At 64.8% G+C, this 1,924-nt stretch carries 2 protein-coding genes; both read right to left on the minus strand.

Annotated elements, in window-relative coordinates; all coding sequences use genetic code 11:
* Positions 1-296: 296 nt before the first annotated feature.
* Positions 297-875, minus strand: a complete 579-nt coding sequence (locus X803_RS0107295) for a helix-turn-helix domain-containing protein (protein WP_026544636.1) — start codon at positions 873-875, stop codon at positions 297-299.
* A 383-nt stretch (positions 876-1,258) separates the two neighbouring features.
* A complete protein-coding gene (locus tag X803_RS0107300) occupies positions 1,259-1,837 on the minus strand; it encodes a helix-turn-helix domain-containing protein (RefSeq protein ID WP_026544636.1) in 579 nt (192 codons plus the stop codon).
* Positions 1,838-1,924 lie beyond the last annotated feature (87 nt).

Below are 1,924 nucleotides of genomic sequence, written 5' to 3' on the forward strand. Positions count from 1 at the left end.
TCCTCCGCCACAGGCGGTGGCGGTCAGTGCGATGGCCGTAGCCGCCGCAAACCCTGCAGCTGTCCGAGAAGTCTTCATTGCTCCAGTCCCTTTCCAAGCAAGCGCGCCGGCTCCGGCGCGGGCGGATCTTCGAGGCACCGAGACAATCAACCGGCACCTGCAAACTGGCCGTATGCGCGGCCACAACAGCTGCCGGTCGGTCCAGACCGGCATTGTTCGATCAGTATTCCATAAGCACGCTTGGTATTCCGGTAACGATTGGGCACAGCTCCGCCACGCCTGAGACTTCGCGGGCGTCAGCCGCGTGAAGCCGCCGGGACCAGGGTCCAGAGAACTACCGCTTCCTCATCCGAGGGGTTGAGCCAGGTGTGCGGTTCCCTGCCGGGAAAGGTGATGGTGTCGCCGGCTTCCAGCTCGTAGCGGTCGTTGGAAAAGATCAGCTCGAACCGGCCGGCGATAATGTGCAGGGTCTCCACCTCGCAGTCCACCGAGTACAGGTCCGACTCTCCCTTGCCATAGGGCTCGATGACGGCACGGATCATCTGCAGGCGACGTTCGGAGCGGGCGGTGAGCAGCCGCTCGTTGATGCCTTCCCCGCCGAGGCTGATCCTCGGCGCTTCGCTGAGCCGGGTCAGATGCGTTTCGGGGACGGTGAACAGGTCACCGATCGAAATCGACAGGACCTGGCAGAGCGTGACGAGGGAAGCGACCGACGGCGATGTCAGGTCCCGTTCCACCCGGCTGAGGAAGCCTTTCGTCAGGCCGGTGGAGTCGGCCACCTGCTCGATGGTCATGCGCTGCGCCTGCCGCGCGGAACGGATCCGGGACCCGATCGCCACCGGGGCGTTACTGGGTTCTACTGGCAGAGCCTTCATGGTTTCCTTCCGGGCGGCTGAGTCCCGAGCATACCGAAGCTGTGCGTACGGCCGTCGCCGGTGGGGACCGCCACAAAAACCCCCGCCTCCTCCGCCACAGGCGGTGGCGGTCAGTGCGATGGCCGTAGCCGCCGCAAACCCTGCAGCTGTCCGAGAAGTCTTCATTGCTCCAGTCCCTTTCCAAGCAAGCGCGCCGGCTCCGGCGCGGGCGGATCTTCGAGGCACCGAGACAATCAACCGGCACCTGCAAACTGGCCGTATGCGCGGCCACAACAGCTGCCGGTCGGTCCAGACCGGCATTGTTCGATCAGTATTCCATAAGCACGCTTGGTATTCCGGTAACGATTGGGCACAGCTCCGCCACGCCTGAGACTTCGCGGGCGTCAGCCGCGTGAAGCCGCCGGGACCAGGGTCCAGAGAACTACCGCTTCCTCATCCGAGGGGTTGAGCCAGGTGTGCGGTTCCCTGCCGGGAAAGGTGATGGTGTCGCCGGCTTCCAGCTCGTAGCGGTCGTTGGAAAAGATCAGCTCGAACCGGCCGGCGATAATGTGCAGGGTCTCCACCTCGCAGTCCACCGAGTACAGGTCCGACTCTCCCTTGCCATAGGGCTCGATGACGGCACGGATCATCTGCAGGCGACGTTCGGAGCGGGCGGTGAGCAGCCGCTCGTTGATGCCTTCCCCGCCGAGGCTGATCCTCGGCGCTTCGCTGAGCCGGGTCAGATGCGTTTCGGGGACGGTGAACAGGTCACCGATCGAAATCGACAGGACCTGGCAGAGCGTGACGAGGGAAGCGACCGACGGCGATGTCAGGTCCCGTTCCACCCGGCTGAGGAAGCCTTTCGTCAGGCCGGTGGAGTCGGCCACCTGCTCGATGGTCATGCGCTGCGCCTGCCGCGCGGAACGGATCCGGGACCCGATCGCCACCGGGGCGTTACTGGGTTCTACTGGCAGAGCCTTCATGGTTTCCTTCCGGGCGGCTGAGTCCCGAGCATACCGAAGCTGTGCGTACGGCCGTCGCCGGTGGGGACCGCCACAAAAACTGCCCGG

This window comes from Arthrobacter sp. 35/47 (genome assembly GCF_000520475.1).
GTDB lineage: Bacteria > Actinomycetota > Actinomycetes > Actinomycetales > Micrococcaceae > Arthrobacter_D > Arthrobacter_D subterraneus.

Excerpts from the sequence above, each read along its gene's own strand:
- X803_RS0107295 (WP_026544636.1), bottom strand. The coding sequence starts at position 875 with ATGAAGGCTCTGCCAGTAGAACCCAGTAACGCCCCGGTGGCGATCGGG.
- X803_RS0107300 (WP_026544636.1), bottom strand. The coding sequence starts at position 1,837 with ATGAAGGCTCTGCCAGTAGAACCCAGTAACGCCCCGGTGGCGATCGGG.